Genomic DNA, 17,240 nt, shown 5'->3' on the forward strand with positions numbered 1-17,240 from the left:
GTCGGTCTCATCTCAGTTCCTGGCCCCGACGGTCCTGAGAGCGTCGGTGTACTGAGCCGTGCATGTACCGGGATTGCGAACGAGAGGATCACCAGGATTGCGCCAGTAGGCCTGAACCACTTCCGCGCAGGCGTAGGCATCTTCTTCATGAAGTTGGCTCCTATAGCCGGTTTCGAATTGCGCCATTTTTTGTGCTGTTTCAGCAGAGACGTTCAGCAGTTCACATACCTTCCTTTCAGCACTCGGGAGATCTCGCCTGACGTACTCCCAACCCCGTTTGTCCTGCATGTAGGAAATCAGCCAGTAGTAGTGGAATACAAGCATCCTGTGCAGACCGATGTGAACGCGATGATCGTCGGGTAGCGGCGAATTTCTAGCCACTTCATAGGCTTCGCTCAGCATCGTCGACCGATACAACGTCTGGATATTCGGCAGGTCCCTATAGTCGTCTGGAAAGTGCTGAAGCAAAGAAAACATCCAGAAGTACTGCTGGCAGTGGCGACACTCGTGATACAGCGTGTCGGCAAATGCGCTGAGACGGTTGTCCAGCGAGGGCCGCTGGTCTCTGAGTTCGACGATGTGCGCGATCTCGCTCTCGTTGACGGCGATAAGCCAGTACTTCCCGATGAATGCGGCGCTGACATCGTGTCGCAGGTTAAACTCCGTTGCCCGCAGTGGATTGACAATCACAACCTGTGGCATGCAACCGTTATTTTCGGGGCTAGCGGCATAGCCTCGTGGCAATCCAAAGGGCCCGGCACCAAGCGCGATTTCCAATTGCGGCGTGACCGCGTTTTGAATGGTCTTTATCGAATCGGAAGTCAACGGCCACGTCACCCCGGCCCAATCGATTCCCTGCAACGCCGTCTTGATCGCAGCCGTATAAGCCTTGGTCACCGGATATTCAACATCCTTGCGCATCGACATACCGGCCGGCGCATCAGCCTCGGTCGCACCGTTGATGAAGTGATGAAAGCGCAGACCGAAGTTCATCGGATCGCATGAAACGAATTCCGGCGGCTTGTCTTCCGTCGTCGCGCTTTGATCGGGAGAGGCCACGGCCTTTCCTGCGACCCTGGCGGTGCGCTTCTCGGCGTTGGGCACTGCACTTGCAAACGGCTCGTTCGTCTCCCTGATCACCGCGCCTCTGCTCACCGCAATAACCTTGTCCGGTTCACTCGCGGCGAACAGTTCAACCGTCGCGAATGCAAGAAGATTGCTCGTGACGAGACTCGTTTCTCCAAGCGCATTGGTCACGCCCTGAATCACCTGACCATCGTCGAGCGTGATCCGGTACGGCTGGTTCGGCAGTGCAAAGCCCGTATCGTGTTCGATCAGAACGTGATGCGCGGCCAGCTTGCCCGGCTTTCCGGGCGTTACCGGCACATTGACAGGCCGCGCCGCTGGCCTGTCAGTTTGATGACCACGCGCATGGACCCGATGCTCTCCATCCGTATAGACCCTGTACCCTTCCGAATTGATGACCACCTTCGTGCTTCCCGCATGGAGCACGATCTCTTTGCTGGCCATCAGATTGATCGAATCGGTTCTACTGATGATGCTGACGACCCGCTGCGCGATGACCTCGACATCATCGCTCTGCGCGTCGATTCGCACCTTGCCTGACGCGGCCTTGAGCCTGATGCCGAGATTCTGCGTGAACACCCGCACGCCGTTGATTGCCGACGCCAGCAGCGATTTCGCCGCCGCCATGCTGACGTGTCCGCCCGCTGTGAGCGCGATGTGTTCGATACTCGCCACGTGCGTGCTTTGCGCTGCGGTGAGACCGACCCCCGCCGCGCTGGCCAGCACCATGTCGGGTGCGCTCAGTTGCGGGAAGGGAAGGTCCGCACGCGCCGCGACGCCGCGTATCGCCTCGTTCTGCGCCTTGATGGCCCGCGATACGTCGCTTTGACTGGTCTGCTGCTCCTGTGCCTCATACTGCCGCGCGAGACCCGCGAGGTTCTCGTGGATATCGCGCGCCTGCGTGAGGCGCGCCACGGTCTCGCCGAGATCCTTTGCCGGCGCGGTCGCGCCGCGACGCGCCTCCGTGGTGATCAGCATGCCTCTATTGGCGCGCGCGACACCCCATGCGTCGGTGGCCAGTTCCCAGCCTTCACCGCGCGCCTGCTGTCGGCCGGCCTCGCGCACGACCTGCGTGTTGTAGCCCAGCACGAGGCGCGAGCGTGCGTGATCGCTGGCGAGCTGTGCCTGGAGTTGGCCCGGCGTGTCATCCAGTACGACGTGATTGGTCTGGCCGTCGCAGCCACCTTTGAGCTCACTGCTCAAGACGCCTGAAAGTGCCTGGTTATCCGGTAGCTTCCAGGGCGGCTGGTTCCAGCCATTGATCATCCGGCCCGATACGTACGGCTTGTCCGGGTCCTCTTCGTGGTAGCTGACCATGACCTCCTGACCGACACGCGGCGGATAGATCGCGCCGAAGCCATTGCCTTGCCACGGCGACGACACGCGCACCCAGCAACTGGCGCTCTCGTTTTTCGGGCCAAGCCGGTCCCACACGAAACGCACCTTGGCGCGCGCGTATCCATCGACCCAGATCGGCTGATGCTCGGGCCCAACCACGATCGCCGTTTCCGCCGCGCAGCGCGGCTTTTTCTTCGGGCGGTTTCTGAAGAATGTATTGGCAGGCTGAAGCACGAAGCTGGTCACGCACCGGCGCAACGCGTCGTTCGTGTCGTTACCGGACGGCTGTGTGTTCTGCGGCGCGTTGCGAATGTCGAGCGTGGTCGATACCGCCAGGTACTCGGCGTTGATGTCGCATTGCGGATGGTTGTCGAGCCAGAATGTTTTCCCGGTTGTCAGGCCGCGCAGATTCCCTCGGCCCTTCAGACGTAGCCGGTGGCAGCGCATTGCGTCGACGCGCACGCTCGCGAGGTATTCGGCTTCATTGCGGAAGTTGTTTCGCCTACCCGACAATCCCATCTCGCCGGCGAGCGGTTGCGAGTAGTCGCCCCAGCCGTGTTGCTCGATGTTGTCGAAGGCCCGTTCGCTGAAGCTCTCGTACTCGCCCTCGAAGTGCATGCGGGGGCGCGTGTAGTCGTAGTCGATCAGACTGACCTTGCCCGTCGTGATCTGACGCGAGACCTCGAGCCTGTGAATGTGTTCTTCGTCGACGTGCCGGCTGTCAGGCGCGTGATAGCGGATAGTGTCGTAGCCGTTGTCGTGCTGTTTGTGCGAGCCGGGCGAATCGCACAGTACCAGCGTCATTCCGTCGAACAGATAGTAGATTCCCCATTCTCTCCAGATCCGCGTGAGGAATTCGAAATCGGATTCCCACATCTGCCGGACATGGTCCCGCTTTGGGTAGCCTTCGCACAGACCGGTCGCGCCCAACTCCATCACGACCGGAAAGTGATAACGCTCCTTGAGTATCCGGTCGGTGATGTCCACCACGCTCGCGTCCTGAAAGATCCTGCTTTCGCGGTTCTTCGTGGCCAGCCACAGCCAGGGGCGCACGACGAAGCGGTAATGGGCGCGCCGGTCGTCGGTGCCGGTCTGTTTCACGCCTGTGACGAGGCCCGAAATCGTGCGGCGGCCCGCGCCCACGTGTGTCACGTCACCGGATTCCAACTCCTGTTGACCGAACAATCCGTTCCCGTCGAACGCGATCGAAATGTCGATGACTTTGCCAATCAGGTTATCGGGTACGACCAGTTCCTGTGCTTGCCACAATCCGAGCGTCGGACTTTCGATCGTCGCCACATCGAGCGTGTATCGATAGAGCTTGCCCAGGGATTCGGTGCCGCGCAGGCGGAGCGGAGCCAGCAAAGGCTCATTGCCCCACGTGGGTAGTGCGTCACTGGAAAGACCTAGCGTGCGGTCCTGTGCGGGTTCGACCATGCGTGCAAGGAACTCGGTGTTTCGTGGCAACCGGGAAGCGATCATGAAGCGATCAGGATCGCGCCGCAGCCCGTCCTGTCGCCGCCATGGCTGACCCGCTTGCCGTTGTGGGTTCGCTGGCCGGTCGCGATGATCGGATAGACACCGCCACACCTCGGACACTCGACGCCGTGTCCATCGAGTGCAACCGGGACGCCCATGTGCATGAGGTCTGTCGCGGCCTCGATGACCGTGCCGTCGTGCGTCGTCTTGTCTGCGAGCCGGATCATCGGCTGGCCGTTGCCGTTCTTCATCGGTCATCCCCTGTTATGTGCGAATGACAGTATCGGGAGCGGGGCAACCAGGAGCATTCGGAATTGGATGAATTTTTAGCCTATGTAGGCAATTTGTTTGATTTGTCGGGCGAACGTGATCTCACGGCTTCCAGAAGAAGCATCCCCCAATGCGCCGCGGCCCCGGATGAACCTGCCAACAGCGCGCTCGCCGCGATCGTCACTGCGGCGGCGCCTGGTCTGTTCGAGATCACGGCTTACGGGAATCGTTCCTGCGGGCGTTTGTCAGCCGGCTGCACAGTGACATTCTTCGGCACGCGCCGTCCATAGACGACGCGCCCTTCGCTTAGAAGAACCCCAGCGCCTCCGCCTGATAGCTGACCAGCAGACACTTCGTCTGCTGATAGTTCGACAACGCCATCTTGTGTGTTTCGCGCCCGATCCCCGACTGCTTGTAGCCACCGAAGGCCGCATGCGCCGGATACAGGTGATAGCAGTTGGTCCACACGCGTCCCGCCTCGATCTCGCGTCCCATCTTGTAAGCGCGGGTACCGTCGCGAGTCCACACGCCCGCGCCCAGGCCATAGTACGTGTCGTTCGCGAGTTCGATCGCGTGCTGTTCGTCCTTGAACGTCATCACCGAGGCGACCGGCCCGAAGATCTCCTCCTGGAACACACGCATATCGTTGTTGCCGAACAGCATCGTCGGCTTCACGTAGAAACCCTCGCCGAGGCCGGCGCCAGGGGTTGCGCGCTCGCCGCCGACGAGGCACTGCGCCCCTTCGTCCCGGCCGATGTCGATATACGACAGAATCTTGTCGAGCTGCTGCTGCGATGCCTGCGCACCGATCATCGTTTCGAGGTTCAGCGGATGGCCAGCCTTGATGCGTTCCACCCGGGCGATCGCCTTCTCGATGAAGCGCTCGTAAATCGACTCCTGAACCAGCACGCGCGACGGGCACGTGCACACTTCGCCCTGATTCAGCGCGAACATCGCGAGACCTTCGAGCGCCTTGTCGAGGAACGCGTCGTCGCGATCGAGCACGTCGGCGAAGAAGATGTTCGGGCTCTTGCCGCCGAGTTCGACCGTCGACGGGATCAGGTTGTCCGCGGCTGCGTGCAGGATGCGCTTGCCGACCGGCGTCGAGCCGGTGAACGCGATCTTCGCGATGCGCTTGCTGGTGGCGAGCGCTTCGCCCGCTTCCTTGCCGAAGCCGTTGACGATGTTGATGACCCCGGCGGGGAACAGGTCGCCGATCAGTTCGATCAGCACGAGTATCGAAGCCGGCGTCTGCTCGGCCGGCTTCATCACGACGCAGCAGCCGGCCGCGAGCGCGGGCGCGAGCTTCCATGCGGCCATCAGCAGCGGAAAATTCCACGGGATGATCTGACCGACCACCCCAGCCGGCTCGTGAAAGTGATAAGCGACCGTGTTGTCGTCGATCTCCGAGATGCTGCCTTCCTGCGCGCGGATGCAGCCCGCGAAATAGCGGAAATGATCGACGGCGAGCGGCAGGTCCGCGGCCATCGTTTCGCGCAGCGGCTTGCCGTTGTCGATCGTCTCGGCGACCGCTAGCAGCTTCAGGTTCTTCTCCATGCGCTCGGCCACCGCCAGCAACTGGTTCGCGCGCTCTGTCACCGACGTCTTCGCCCATTTGCGGCGCGCTGCGTGCGCGGCGTCGATGGCGAGGTCGATATCGGCAGCGCTCGAGCGAGGCACGCGACAAAACGGCTGCCCGTTGATCGGCGACACGTTGTCGAAATAGTCGCCGCCGACCGGCGGTACCCACTTGCCGCCGATGTAGTTTTCGTAACGCTGGCGATAGGGATACTCGATGTCGATGCCGAGGGCTTTCAGGTCAAATGGATTCATCACTTGTCTCCGTTTTGTGATGGTGATCGGGTGACTGCGCGGGACCACATCAGGCACGAACCGTACCAATGCATCGAAGTGGGCTATTTAAGGGACTGCGGTGAGCTGTATGGCGGAAATGTTCCGTTTCGGAACAGTTGCGCGGGCAGCGGGTGTTCAGAAACGCCGCAGATTCGGCCGACGCTGACGCAGATCAAGGATGCGGGCCCGCGCGGGGTCGCCGCGCGCGTCGGGCGGACTGGCAAAGGGAGTATTCTGTTGACACGCATCAAAGCGTCCGGCACGACCCGGGCGCATTCAGGAGGAGACAATGCGCGACGACGTTCATCCGCTCGGCGTGGCGGCGGCTAACCGCTCCAAAGGTTGGCCCGCACCGGCGATCCAGAAAGCCCACGAACGCTCCGAGACGTTCGGCCTGCGCGCATCGATCCGGCCGGATTACGACATCCTGTCCGACATGGGACTCGCGCTGAAGCGCGAACAGAACCAGGTGCTGTGCGCGCATGCGATGCCGGTCATGGAGACGCTGCGCGAGCAGATCGTCAACACGCAAAGCATGATCGTGCTGACCAACGCCGAAGGGTTGATCCTGCATTCGATCGGCGACGACGACTTTCTGCATCGCGCGGAAAAAGTGGCGCTGCGGCCTGGCGCGAACTGGGCCGAGGATCGTCAGGGGACCAACGCGATCGGTACCTCGCTGGCCGAGGGGTGTGCGATGGTCGTTCATGGGGACCAGCACTATCTGGCGGCGAACCGCTTTCTGACCTGTTCGAGTGTGCCGATTCTCGATCCGTACGGCGATCTGATCGGCGTGCTCGACGTGACGGGCGACCACCGCAGCTATCACCAGCACACGACGGCACTCGCGAAGATGTCGGTGCAGATGATCGAAAACCATCTGTTCTCGACTGCGTTTCGCGACGTGCTGCAAGTGTCCTTCCACGGACGTCCTGAGTTTCTCGGCACGCTGATGGAAGGGATCATTGCGTTTACCGATGATGGGCGCTTTCTGTCCGCGAATCGAAGTGCGCAGTTTCAGTTGGGCTTGTCGCTCGCTGCGTTGCGCGCGCATACGCTGTCGTCGCTATTTCAGATCTCGTATGCGCAATTGATCGACCGGTTGACGCATGGCGTCGCGCCGCATCTGATGCTGAATTTGCACAACGGTGCGGTGGTTTGCGCGCGCGGGCAGTTCAGGCGGGCGTCGTTTGGGCTGGGGCGTGGAGCCGTCGATGTGCAGGGTGCAGTCGCACCGCGACCGGTGTGTGCGAATGCGCGTCAGCCGGCTGCGGGACTGCCGCGGCTCGGCGATCTCGATACCGGCGATGCTCGTGTGTCCGCACTGATCGCGAAGGTTCGCAAGGTGCTCGGCAAGGATATTCCGATTCTGATCACCGGCGAGACCGGTACCGGCAAGGAGTTGCTCGCGCAGGCGATTCATAACGATTCGCCGCGAGGTGATGGGCCGTTTGTTGCGGTTAACTGTGCTTCGATTCCGGAGTCGCTGATCGAATCTGAGCTATTCGGGTATGAAGAGGGTGCGTTTACCGGCGCGCGGCGTAAAGGGGCGATCGGCAAGCTGATGCAGGCGAATGGAGGCACGCTGTTTCTCGATGAGATCGGGGATATGCCGTATTCGTTGCAGGTGCGGTTGCTGCGTGTTTTGCAGGAGCGGGTTGTGACGCCGCTTGGGGCGACGCGGGCGGTTCCTGTCGATGTCTCCATTATTTGCGCGACCCACCGCAACTTGCGCGAGATGATCGCGCAGAACCAGTTTCGCGAGGATCTTTACTATCGGATCAACGGGCTCGCGGTTCGGTTGCCGGCGTTGCGTGAGCGGAGCGATCTCGCGGTCGTCGTTCAAAAGATGTTGCAGTGGGAATCAGTCGAAAGCGGGGGGCGGCAGGCGCTCAGCGTTGCGGCTGATGTGATGGCGGTGTTCGGGCGACATGCGTGGCCGGGTAACTGTCGGCAACTGGCTAATCTGCTGCGGACCGCGGCGGCGATGGTGGATGAGGATGGGGTGATTCGATGGGAGCATTTGCCGGATGATTTTTTGGATGATGTGGGGGGCGCGGGTTGCGGCGATGGCGAGGTTGGACAGGGGGGCTCTGCTGCGTCGGCCGCTTCGAGCTCTTCAGCCATTTCGGCCGGTTCGGCTGCGGATGCCCCTGCTGCTGGCGATGCGTCGCTGCCCGACGGTGCTCGGCTGCAGGATGTTGCCACCTCTGTGGTTGCGATGACGCTGGCGCGCCACGGCGGAAACGTGTCTGCCGCGGCGCGTGCGCTCGGGGTCTCGCGGAACACGATCTATCGCAGGATGCCGGCTGTGCAGCCGGGGCGGGTGGCGGAAAAGGATTGACGCGGGAGTTTGCGCAGGACCAATCGATAATGGCCGCGGTGACTGGCCAGTTTTCCCTATGAGTCGAGTCACATGGGTGACGAAGGCTGCGGCGCCCGATGGCCGCCCGCCCGCCGCGCGCGCCGCGTGATGATCATGGACGTAGCCCCCATTACTTCACGAGCTCCCGCAGACTGTCAACGACCTCCGGGTTAGCCAGCGTGGATACGTCTCCGGGGTCTTGATGGTTTGAAAGTGCTGCGAGCACGCGCCGCATGATCTTGCCCGACCGGGTCTTGGGCATGTCCGGAACAATGACCACCCGGTGCGGCTTCGCGATGGCTCCGATCCGATCGACCACCGAGTCTGTGACCCGCTTTGCAAGCTCCTCCGAAGCTTCCACTCCGGGCTTTAACGAAACATACAGTTCGGGCACTCTGCCCTTGATCTCGTCGGCGACCGGCACGACAGCCGCTTCGACGACTTCGGGGACAAGCAGGGCGGCTGACTCGATTTCTTTGGTACCGAGGCGATGGCCGGCGACGTTGATCACGTCGTCGATGCGACCGAGAATCCGGAAGTAGCCGTCCGCAGCGTCGACAGCACCGTCTCCCGCCATGTAGGGCCAGTCGCGCCAGTCCTTGCTCTTGGGATCCCGGCAGTAGCGGGCATAGTACGTTTTCACGTAGCGCTCCGGGGCTCTCCAGATGGTCTGAAACGCGCCGGGCCACGGATTGAGAATACAGATGTTGCCCGCCTTGCCGGAACCGCTTGCAAGTTCATTACCGGCGTCGTCGTAAATCACCGGATGAATACCAGGTATTCCCGGACCGGCACTGCCGGGCTTCATCTTGTGCAACGCCGGCACCGTGCTGCAAAGGAACCCGCCCGTTTCAGTTTGCCACCACGTGTCGACGATGACGGCCTCCCCCTTCCCGACAGACCGGTGATACCACTTCCAGACTTCGGGCTCGATGGGTTCGCCCACGGTCGTCATGTGCTTGAAGTGATAGCTGTACTTCGCGGGTTCGTCCGGTCCGCTGCGCCGCAGTGCGCGGATCGCAGTCGGCGACGTGTGGAAGATATTGACGCCGAGGTTTTCGGCAATTCGCCAGGGTCGCCCGGCATCGGGGTAGACGGGCACGCCTTCGTACACGACCGACGAGGCCGCGAGCGCGAGCGGGCCGTAGACAATGTAGGAGTGACCGGTAATCCAGCCGATGTCGGCCATGCACCAATACACGTCCTCGGGGTGGATGTCCTGGATGTATTTCGATGTCCAGGCGACGTAGGCGAGATAGCCTCCAATGGAATGCTGGCACCCCTTGGGGCGGCCCGTGGTACCGCTCGAATACATGAGGAATAGCGGTGCCTCAGCGGGCATCTGCACGGGCTCGACACGTTTGCCGCGGAACGCCTTGAGGGCGTCGTTGACGATGACATCGCGTTCTTCCACGAGCTGCGTCGGACTCGAATACTTGCCCGGATACCGCTGCCAGATCAGAACCTTCTCGGCCTGATGACCCTTCCCGGCAGCTTCGGCGAACGCGGTGTCGGCTTTTTCCTTGTGATCGATCAGCTTGCCGCCACGCCAGTAAGCGTCCATCGTAATCAGCAGACGGCTCTCGGAATCCAGGATGCGGTCGGCGCAGGCCGCGCCGCTGAAGCCGCTAAATACCTGCGAGTGAATCACTCCGAGCCGGGCGCAGGCGAGCATCGTGATGGGCAGCTCCGCCACCATAGGCATATGGAGAGTAACCCGGTCACCGGCTTTTAGACCGCAGAAGTCGCGTAGCATGGCCGCGAACTCGCTTACGCGGACATAAAGTTCCTGGTAGGTGACATGCTGGACCGTCTCGTCCTCGGGCTCTGGCACGAAATGGATCGCGGCCTTGTTCCGGTAGGCGGCGAGGTGACGATCCACGCAGTTGTAGCAGGCATTGATCCGGCCACCGACGAACCAGCGCCAGAACGGAGGATTGCTCGCGTCGAACATCGTGTCCCAGTACCTGTACCAGTCGAGAAGGTCCGCGAACTCCTTGAAGCACTCGGGGAATTTGTCGAGAGAGAAACGTGCGAACACTCCCGCGTCTGTCAGATTGGCTTGGGCGATGAACGAGGCGGGCGGCGGGAAATATTCCTCTTCAGGCCAGTGCACGGCGATTTGCGCCTCGGAAACCTCGGCCGCTTGTTGCTCTGCGGAAGCGCGGCGCGATGACTTGTCTCGTGACATGACAGTTCCTCCTTGCTTCTAGGTGCCCAGGGACACGAGGTGTCCCACGCTACCCGCGGCAGCGCGTCTTTTGACCTGTCTCATGGGTCTGGACACCAGGCGCGACAGTCCGTGCGCTGCATAACGAATTTAAGGCCAGGGCGGATGCAATGCCAAGCAACGTATTCCCTGTCAAAGAGCTGCATCCCGAGGGCCAATGGTGTTAGCGCGACGAGGAGCGTTGACTTGCCGGTCGGTCAACCCTGAACTCAATTTTCATTGGGGTTCATCAAACGGGAGAGGCGCCATGGATCTGCTCGTTGAACGTGTCGACGTATGGGCGGCCACAATCGAGGACAGGCCCGGCGGTCTCGCCGAAGTGTTAAGTGTCCTGCGAGATGCCGGAGCGAACCTGCAATTCATCATCTCCCGTCGAACTGCGGAAGCACCCGGGAAGGCGGTCGTGTTTCTCGCGCCGCTTCAGAACGACCGAGAAATTCGTGCCGCCTCGCAGGTGGGGTTCAACGTCCTCCCGAGTCTTCACCCGGTGCGGGTGATGGGCTCCGACCGGCCGGGCATCATTGCAGAGTTGACCCAAAAGTTGGCTACCGGGGGAATCAACCTTCGCGGCGTTTCGGCTGCCGCTATCGGCACACAGTTCGTTGCCTACCTGGCAATGGACGCGCTGGGTGACACGATTCGTGCAATGGAGATTTTGCAGCAGGCGTAGGACGTTGCGCCGCCGCGACCAAAAGGAGTGCTTGCGTGCCGCGCCGGCCGTGGGACGCCATCGCAGCAACGCCCTGACACGTTTATGACGTCGTAAAGCCGGCCAGTGATCACACCCGCCGATAGCGCGAATTGTCAGGGGGTATTCGTTCGAACATCAGAGTTCCTCATCGAACGGCGATCCATCGCCTCGTAACGAGTCCAGTCGGTCCACATTTCTCGACCCACTTAGCTGATACCGGAAAGACTCGATACTCAGACTTGGTCTCCGTCTCCGTGGAGCACCGCAGGCCTGACTGGCCGGCGCGCTTGCTGCACGCCGGCCGACCCGCGCCGAGTGGCTAGGCCGCTCGCGGATGGGCTTGTGCCCAGTCGTGTGTCGGAAGCACGGTGTGTCCGAAGCTTTCGTTGATCACCATCGCCGCCGACGCATAGAACGCCAGTAGAGCGGTAATCAAGCCTACATAGCCGCCGGCCCGCGTGGCAACGCCCATACCTGTCCATGCGCCGATCGCCAACAGCAGAAAAGTGACCCACAGCGAGAGAAACACCAGTTGCACAGACGTACTCGTGTGCAGCGAGCCGATCCACATGTAGAACGTGAAGACCCCCCACACAAACAGATACCAGCCGATGAAGGCCTCAGGCACCTTGGTGCCCAGGAACGCGACAAACAGCGCAAAGGACCACCAGAAGGAGCCGTAACTGAGGAACGCCACCGTGCCTAGCGTATTGCCGCGTGGAAATTCGAGCACGCCCGCGATCATCTGCGCCGTGCCGCCGAAAGCGAACGCTAGCGCCAGCACGAGCCCCAAGGCATCCTTGTCGAACCAGCCGGCGTTCACCATGCTGAGCATCCATGTGGTGAATGCGAATCCAGCGAGCCCGAGCGGCGCCGGGTTGGCTAACTTACTGTTCATAAACCGCCTCCTTGGTGGTTAGCATCTGAGACATATCCGGAGACGATACGAATCCCTCGGTCGCCGCCGAACGCGACCGCGCCATGCTCGCTATCGATGGCCATCAGCGCAATATGCGTTCGGCCCAATTTGTGGCGCAGCCACGTGCAAGCCTGCGCGGTTGAACTTAAGTGTAGGATGCGTTGCGCCGCTCGCCGAATCGGATGGTACTGATCTGGCTGGAGGATGACCGCCAGATAGACGCAGCGTGTCGCTACCCGTATGAACGTGATCGAAAGCGGGTCAATGGCGTTCGAGCGTCGGTTGGGCACTCAAGAGCGGCCTCTTGGCCGGACCCGTGCCAACCGGCCGGATCGGCCATGGGAGGGCCGGGAGTCAATGTGACTCCAGGAAGCCTTGAAGAAAGTGATGGGATTCGACTCGCTCACCGTCGCCCGTTTGGACTCACCTAACACCTGCTTGACCGGGAGCCTCGATTTCAATCGGATCAAGGTGGACGGCGGGTGCTCAGCGGTACCGGCAACGTTCTTGCGCGAAGGCTGCCGATACAGGGATACGAAAGCATGATCCCGCGTGCACATCTCCCCGCGCGGGGGAGATGTGTCTAGCGCGCCGCGATCCCTTGTGCCCCCGGCGGTACGCCGGTGACTGAGCCAAGTGGCTCGAGTGTTCCGTCTGGCATCACGCGAAAGCCACTGACAGCGCCGTTACCTTCACGAACGTAGAGGAATTTGCTGTGACCACTGAGCGCCATGTCAAGGGGAGCGCTGAGTGTGCCTGCAGTCGGATTGAGCAAGCGTACTGTGCCGTCCGCCGCGATCCGCAGACTGCTGATCGAGCCGCTACCGGCATTGGCCGTGTAGGCAAAACGTCCATCGCCCGTGGTGACAAGCCAGCAAGGGGCGCTCTGGCCCAAGGGAATTGCCGCACTGATGGAAGTCAGATGTTTGCTGTCCTCGACCTCATATGAGGAAACCGAACCAGATCCGGCCTCGGAGACGATCGCATAACCCCGGGTCGTGATGGAAAAGCCGAACGGCGTGACGCCGTTTGACGCATGGGGGGTTGGAGTCTTCGAGGCGTAACCGGTGAAGCCGACATAATACGTGTCAATGAGTTGTGTGCCCTTTTCGGTCACGAGCAGTTCGTTGCCTTCCGGCGCAAACTTCACTTGCGCGGGCTGGGCGGAGTTTCCGCCGGCAAGTGGTCGTTGTGAGCCTGGTAATGGAACGAGACGCTTGCCAAACGCGTCGACGATAAAGCCATTGATGTTCGGTGTGCCTCCGGCATTAAGCACATACGCGATGGGCCCCTTCACGGTCACGCTGACGGGCATTTGACCACCCGATGGTTTTCTGTCGAGCAGCGTCAGTTTGCTGCCGTCGACCGCGAACAGCGAAACATCATTGCTGCCCGGGTTCACGGCGAAGAGAAAGCCTGCTGCCAACGTTAGGGAACCCTGCGAGCCTAGTGGATCGGCTCCCGTGCCTGCTCCTTTACCGCCAGTTGAGTACGTGGCCTCGTAGTTCAGTATTCCGTTGGCAGCGCGCGAATAGACAAGAACCGAGTTCCCGGACGGCTGGTTTGACAGAACGTAAACCGCTCCTGGCGGATCGACCTCCGAATCGGCTTGCGCAATGCTGATTGAAGCGAATCCTAACGCCGTCGCGAACGCGATGGTTCGCAATAGAAACGTTAAACGGCACGTGATAAATGACATGGCGTACTCCTTGCGTGGGCGACGAGCGAACGGGTGACGTCGGATGAACGAGTGGGCAGAGCAGGTAGCTGTACGTTACGTCCTTGATAAATTGGGCTACAGGCAGACCTGCAAGAGCGTTACCCAGTTCGCGAGCTGTTTCATTACTTCACCCCTTGTCGCGTTTACTACACGGTGGTTAAGGAGGTCGAACAGGGAACATCGGGCAGCGGTGGATTGGTCGGGAGCCGGGTCGCGACTATTCGGCGTCGTACAAGTGCGTTTCATACTGCCCAACCTCGCTATGTTGTTGATAAATCTAGAGAGCCCTGTTGTGTCGTTGGTATTGTGGGGTGTCCACGCCGTGCGCGAGCCCGTCCGACGAGTTCGGTAACTGCGTCCCCGGTAAGCGAATTGCGATTGAAGATCCATGGCCCGTTGGGTAACGGATGTTCGGCGGGGATCTTGTTGCGCTCAACTGCGAGCCTGAGCGTTCCGGGGCTCACACCGATGAACGCCGATGCCTCGGTCAACGTCATCCATCCTTCAGCAGCACGTCGTTCGCTCGAATAGACCGGGATCTGATGGTGGCTGCGCAACGCGGTGACTCGCTCCTGGGTCCAGAAGTTACCCCGGCCGGTTCCAGGTCATTGCGATTGAGTACGCCGGCGATCACCAGATCCGGACAGATACGGACAAGCTGGCGCACGGCATCAATTGCTTCACGTGACGTATGCGTAGTGTTCTCTCCGCGGCGCCGCCGCGGCACGCGAATCTCGGTATGTACTCCGCCCTTCCAGTGAATGACGAGCACGATTTCGCTCGTTGCGTCGTCAACGTCAACGACGACTTCGTGGATCAGGGTGCGCACTATGCGCTTCTTCAGGCGGGCGTCGGCCTGCGGCCAGATCGATTCCAATGCAGTGGCAAGATCGGCAAACTCCTCTGGCTGGGTAGGCGGTATCTGGCCGGATGTGCCCGACTGTTGCTCGATACGCGATTCCAGTTCCTCTACGCGTAGTAGCGCATGATTCCAGCGCCGCTCCAGTTCGTCGGCGACAAGCCGGTTCTCGGGGTCAGCAGCATCGTACTGTTTCTGCGCGCGTTGCGCGGCGTAGCGTGCAGCCTGAAGATCCCGCTGCAACGCGGCCAGCACTTCGTCCTGCTTCAGGGTCTCTTCTTCGCGCGCCACGATTGCTGCCTCAATTGCCGCCGGTTGAACGACCTGCAAGACCGCCTCGGCGATGGCCGCGTCCGCGCGTGTGCCACCGAACGCAATACAACGCGGTTGCCCCTTGTCCATCCAGCCGCGATGACAGCTATAGCGCAAGGCGTCGTGCCTGTTACCCGTGTAGTGTAGCGTCAGCTTGCTCGCGCAGCGCCTGCAGCGCAACAGTCCCGCCAGCAGGGCCTCACCGTTCTTCGGGGCGCCAGCGTGTCCGGCCAGACGCAGGTTGCCGCTAATGGCACACTGGATCCGTTCGAATTCGTCCCAGTCAACGTACCCTTCGTGGGCATTCGGAATGAGCGCAAGCCACTGATCCCGTGGTTTGCGGCGATCACGTTTGCGTGGTTCCCCAGCCTCGTAATGGATCGCGCATTCGGTCTTGCCGTAGGCATACGTGCCACCGTAGATCGGGTTGGTCAGGATCCGGTACACCGTGCCGTAGCTCGGCCGTTTCCATTGGATTTCGCCGCGCGGCATGCATGCCGGCAACTGCAGGCCGTGCTCCAGGAACCATAACAACGTCTGACGCACCGAACCAATCGCGCCGAACTGGCGGAATACCGAGCGGATGGCGTCCTGCACGCGCAAATCCGGATCCTTCTCCAGGCGCTGGTCTTCGGTCTTGCAGTAACCCACCGGCGCCGCGACAATGAGTTCGCCCCGTTTGGCCTTCTCCCGACGAGCTTCGAGCGAACGCTGACGCAAGAGATCCAGCTCGTATTCGTTCAGGCTGCCCTTCAAGCCGAGCAGCAAACGATCGTTGCTCTGCCGTGGTGAGTAGACGGTCTCCTGATCGACGAGCACCGTGTCGACGACGCGGCACACCTCAACCAGTTGCTGCCACTCGCGACTGTTGCGCGCGAATCGTGAAACCTCGCGAGCGGCAACTGCGCCGACGTGCCCAAGACAGACCTCTGCGACCATCCGTTCGAAGCCCGTGCGCGTTTGCGTTCCGGCCGCAGAGCGTCCCAGATCCTCGTCGATCACCTCGATCTCGTTCCAGCCCAACTGATGCAGACGATCCTGCATCGCATACTGCAGCTTCTGGCTCTCCAGATTGTGGCTGACCTGATAGGCCGACGACTGGCGCACGTACAGCATGGCCTTGCGCGCCAGATGCTGCGCCCGAATCTTGTCACTCATCGCGCACCTCCGGCTCGTGTACGGCGGCGAGCAGCCCGCGACGGTGTTGCCGCAGCAGTTGCGCCAGCAAACGCACCGTCTGCTGCCGGACCTCCTGCGGCAGGCGCGCCCATTGTGGTGTCTTCGGAAAGGGACGGAACAGGTCGAGTTGACCGCCCGGTTGGGGGTTTGTCTGGCGTCGCATCAGCACCTCCTGTACGGAGCAAAGGATGGTGCTCGGCTTGTACCATACCGCGCGGCTTGGCAGCAGGCGCCTGCGCCAGCAGGTACTTCAGTTCCCTCAATGCTTCACAGCTGACGGCGGGAGACGTTGCCGAGGTAATGCGACAGCAGGCAACGGGATCGAACATCCATTGCGGCACCTCCAGCAAGCCTGCCGTGTCGAACGGCTCTCGCCCACAGCGCAACACTGACTCGGCGTTCTTCCTCTCTATCGTGGTGAAAATCCATACCGTGTGCCCGTACCACGGATGCCAGCGGTAGAGAACCTCCTTTGATTCGCTGATATGGGCGTTGTGTTGACGGCTTGTACATCTCCGTTCGGCTTGACTGCGGCTCTCGCGGACCTGAGTCAAGGGCGGTTTTCGTTGGACGTACAGCCATTCGCCGCCCCTCGTTTGTATATAGTCCATCTGGGCCGCTTGACCATGAACATTTTTTGACGGTGCTCCCAATGCCGTTGAATCCCGCCAAAGGTATGACTGATCCGCCAGTAAGTGCTGCCAATGGACTACCTTCGGCCTTGACTTGAAAAGCCCTTCGGGGCGAACAGATTGACGATGGCCTCCTGTAGGGCAGCAGGGGGACATTCGTCAACGTGGATTGAGTGACTCGAAGGGGTCGCGTGCCGCCAATCGCTGCCGGGCTGCAGCCGGGGAACGAGCGACACTCGCCCGCGCCGGGGCAGTACACTAGCGGTCTCGGCAACAGCCAGGTAATCCCATCCACGTCAGACAGTC

Annotated in this window: 11 protein-coding genes; 3 read left to right on the forward strand and 8 right to left on the reverse strand. The window is 61.2% G+C overall.

The window, feature by feature from the left end; genetic code table 11:
- Positions 1–12 precede the first annotated feature (12 nt).
- Together OKW37_RS08335 and OKW37_RS08340 are read right to left on the reverse strand one after the other, a co-directional pair.
- Entirely contained in the window at positions 13–3,861 is a 3,849-nt protein-coding gene (locus tag OKW37_RS08335; RefSeq protein ID WP_429407074.1) for a type VI secretion system Vgr family protein, read from the reverse strand.
- 41 nt (positions 3,862–3,902) lie between these two features.
- On the reverse strand, positions 3,903–4,154 hold the full coding sequence (locus tag OKW37_RS08340) for a PAAR domain-containing protein (protein WP_429407072.1): 252 nt from the start codon (positions 4,152–4,154) through the stop codon (positions 3,903–3,905).
- A gap of 63 nt (positions 4,155–4,217) precedes the next feature.
- Here OKW37_RS08340 and OKW37_RS08345 point away from each other — a divergent pair, with 63 nt between their 5' ends.
- Complete coding sequence (locus tag OKW37_RS08345; protein WP_429356788.1) at positions 4,218–4,463, forward strand: hypothetical protein; 246 nt, start codon at positions 4,218–4,220, stop codon at positions 4,461–4,463.
- A 16-nt stretch (positions 4,464–4,479) separates the two neighbouring features.
- On the opposite strand, the gene OKW37_RS08350 is transcribed toward OKW37_RS08345, so the two are convergent.
- Positions 4,480–6,006 carry an aldehyde dehydrogenase family protein gene (locus OKW37_RS08350; protein ID WP_429407070.1) on the reverse strand — a complete coding sequence of 509 codons (1,527 nt, stop codon included), beginning with the start codon at positions 6,004–6,006 and terminating at the stop codon, positions 4,480–4,482.
- A gap of 310 nt (positions 6,007–6,316) precedes the next feature.
- Here OKW37_RS08350 and OKW37_RS08355 point away from each other — a divergent pair, with 310 nt between their 5' ends.
- Positions 6,317–8,371 (forward strand): sigma-54-dependent Fis family transcriptional regulator, encoded by a 2,055-nt coding sequence (locus tag OKW37_RS08355; protein ID WP_429407068.1) that lies wholly within the window; start codon positions 6,317–6,319, stop codon positions 8,369–8,371.
- A 151-nt stretch (positions 8,372–8,522) separates the two neighbouring features.
- Here the strand turns inward: OKW37_RS08355 and acs are convergent, their stop codons facing one another.
- A complete protein-coding gene (acs, locus tag OKW37_RS08360; protein ID WP_429356791.1) occupies positions 8,523–10,583 on the reverse strand; it encodes an acetate--CoA ligase in 2,061 nt (686 codons plus the stop codon).
- Positions 10,584–10,869: 286 nt separating this feature from the next.
- Here acs and OKW37_RS08365 point away from each other — a divergent pair, with 286 nt between their 5' ends.
- Complete coding sequence (locus OKW37_RS08365) at positions 10,870–11,292, forward strand: ACT domain-containing protein (RefSeq protein ID WP_429407065.1); 423 nt, start codon at positions 10,870–10,872, stop codon at positions 11,290–11,292.
- Between the two features lie 340 nt (positions 11,293–11,632).
- On the opposite strand, the gene OKW37_RS08370 is transcribed toward OKW37_RS08365, so the two are convergent.
- From OKW37_RS08370 to OKW37_RS08385, 4 genes are all read right to left on the reverse strand, one after another.
- Positions 11,633–12,211: an acetate uptake transporter gene (locus OKW37_RS08370; RefSeq protein ID WP_184059554.1), complete on the reverse strand. Its 579-nt coding sequence runs from the start codon at positions 12,209–12,211 to the stop codon at positions 11,633–11,635.
- Between the two features lie 604 nt (positions 12,212–12,815).
- Entirely contained in the window at positions 12,816–13,931 is a 1,116-nt protein-coding gene (locus OKW37_RS08375) for a lactonase family protein (RefSeq protein ID WP_184059552.1), read from the reverse strand.
- A gap of 514 nt (positions 13,932–14,445) precedes the next feature.
- Positions 14,446–16,281 (reverse strand): recombinase family protein, encoded by a 1,836-nt coding sequence (locus OKW37_RS08380; protein ID WP_429407061.1) that lies wholly within the window; start codon positions 16,279–16,281, stop codon positions 14,446–14,448.
- Complete coding sequence (locus tag OKW37_RS08385; RefSeq protein WP_429401213.1) at positions 16,274–16,465, reverse strand: hypothetical protein; 192 nt, start codon at positions 16,463–16,465, stop codon at positions 16,274–16,276. Before OKW37_RS08385 ends, OKW37_RS08380 begins: the two co-directional genes overlap by 8 nt.
- Positions 16,466–17,240: the final 775 nt, after the last annotated feature.

It is taken from the genome of Paraburkholderia sp. MM5482-R2 (assembly GCF_050436125.1).
Taxonomy (GTDB): Bacteria; Pseudomonadota; Gammaproteobacteria; order Burkholderiales; family Burkholderiaceae; genus Paraburkholderia; species Paraburkholderia tuberum.